The sequence below is a fragment of the Pseudolysinimonas sp. genome (assembly GCF_031389465.1).
Classification (GTDB): domain Bacteria; phylum Actinomycetota; class Actinomycetes; order Actinomycetales; family Microbacteriaceae; genus Pseudolysinimonas_A.
In genome coordinates, this window is record NZ_JANMSQ010000215.1 from 1 (window position 1) to 1,836 (window position 1,836).

Sequence of the window (1,836 nt, forward strand, 5' to 3'; positions counted from 1 at the left end):
GCCTGGTGCTGTTCCGCTCGGGCAGGGTGCGGGTGACGCCCAAGTTCACGCGCTGGCTGCTGATCGCCATGGTCGGCTACCTGGTGTTCTCGGTCGTCAATCTCGTCCTGGGAGCCCTGAGCATCGGCGGCGACGGCGCGTTCGGACCCCTGCGCGGCGGCACCCTCGGCGTCATCGTCGGGCTGTTCGCCGTCGGGCTGGCCGCGGCCATGCTGATTGTCGACTTCGACTCCATCAAGCGCGGGGTCGAGCAAGGCGTGCCCGCGAAGTTCGCCTGGACCGCGGCCTTCGGCCTGGTCGTCACCCTCGTGTGGATGTACCTGGAGTTCCTGCGGCTGATCGCGATCCTTCGCGGCAGCAACTAGCCCCCAACTCCCTTACGCAGCGTCCGCGTTCCGTGGGGCCCTGGGCCCGCGGAGTGCGGACGCTGCGGTGTCTTGCGGTGAGCGTCCGCGTTCGGTGGGGCGCTGGGCCTGCGGAGTGCGGACGCCGCGTCGGTGGGCGGGGGTGGCGGGGCGCGCCGCTACCATCGGACACCTGGCGGCCCTCGCGACCCGCGGCGTCGCATCTGTGCACGCCCCTGATCGGAGCGCTCGCCCGCGATGAAGTACGCCCAGCACATCTCCGAGCTCGTCGGAAACACCCCCCTCGTCAAGCTCACGTCCGTCACGCGCGGGCTGTCCGCGACCGTCCTGGTCAAGGTCGAGTACCTCAGCCCCGGCGGGTCGGTGAAGGACCGCATCGCGCTGAAGATGATCGAGGCGGCCGAGGCCAGCGGTGAGCTCCGAGCCGGCGGCACGATCGTGGAGCCGACGAGCGGCAACACCGGCGTCGGCCTCGCGCTGATTGCCCAGCGCAAGGGCTACTCCTGCGTCTTCGTGTGCCCCGACAAGGTCTCCCAGGACAAGCGCGACGTCCTCACCGCCTACGGTGCCCGCGTCGTGGTGACCCCCACCGCCGTCGCGCCCGACCACCCGGACTCCTACTACTCCGTCTCCGACCGGCTGGTCACCGAGATCGAGGGTGCCTGGAAGCCGAACCAGTACGCCAACCCGAACGGTCCGGCCAGCCACTACGAGACGACCGGGCCCGAGATCTGGGCGGACACGGACGGCCTGCTCACGCACTTCGTCGCGGGCGTCGGCACCGGCGGCACCATCTCCGGCACCGGGCGGTTCCTCAAGGACGCGAGCGCGGGCCGGGACGGCGGCGGCGTGTACGTCGTCGGCGCGGACCCGGCGGGTTCCGTGTACTCCGGCGGGGACGGTCGCCCATACCTCGTCGAGGGCGTCGGCGAGGACTTCTGGCCGGCCGCCTACGACCCGACCGTGCCGGACGAGATCATCGCCGTCTCCGACGCGGACTCGTTCGCGATGACCCGGCGGCTCGCACGCGAGGAGGGGCTGCTCGTCGGCGGCTCGTCCGGGATGGCCGTCGTCGCGGCCCTGCGCCTCGCCGAACGCCTGCAGACCCCGGGTACCGCCGACGGCGCCGCGCCGCCAGCCGGGCTCGTCATCGTCGTGCTCCTGCCCGACGGCGGCCGCGGCTACCTCTCGAAGATCTTCAGCGACCCGTGGATGCGGTCCTACGGGTTTCTCAGCGCGGGCGAGGGCGCCAGCGTCGCGGACGTGCTGCGCACCAAGACCGGCGACCTGCCCGAGCTGGTGCACACCCACCCGACCGAGACCGTGCGCGACGCCATCGAGATCCTGCAGAAGTACGGCGTCTCGCAGATGCCCGTGGTCAAGGCCGAGCCGCCCGTGATGCTCGGCGAGGTCGCCGGCGCGGTGAGCGAGCGCGACCTCACGGACCTCGTCTTCTCGGGCGCGGCGTCGC

2 protein-coding genes are annotated in these 1,836 nt (G+C 71.8%); both read left to right on the forward strand.

Annotated elements, in window-relative coordinates:
- Positions 1-365: Bax inhibitor-1/YccA family protein (locus tag RMO30_RS08675; RefSeq protein WP_309712059.1), on the forward strand; the 365-nt coding region annotated here is incomplete at its 5' end.
- Between the two features lie 237 nt (positions 366-602).
- Positions 603-1,836, forward strand: a 1,234-nt coding sequence (locus RMO30_RS08680) for a cystathionine beta-synthase (protein WP_309712062.1), incomplete at its 3' end; no start/stop codon positions are given.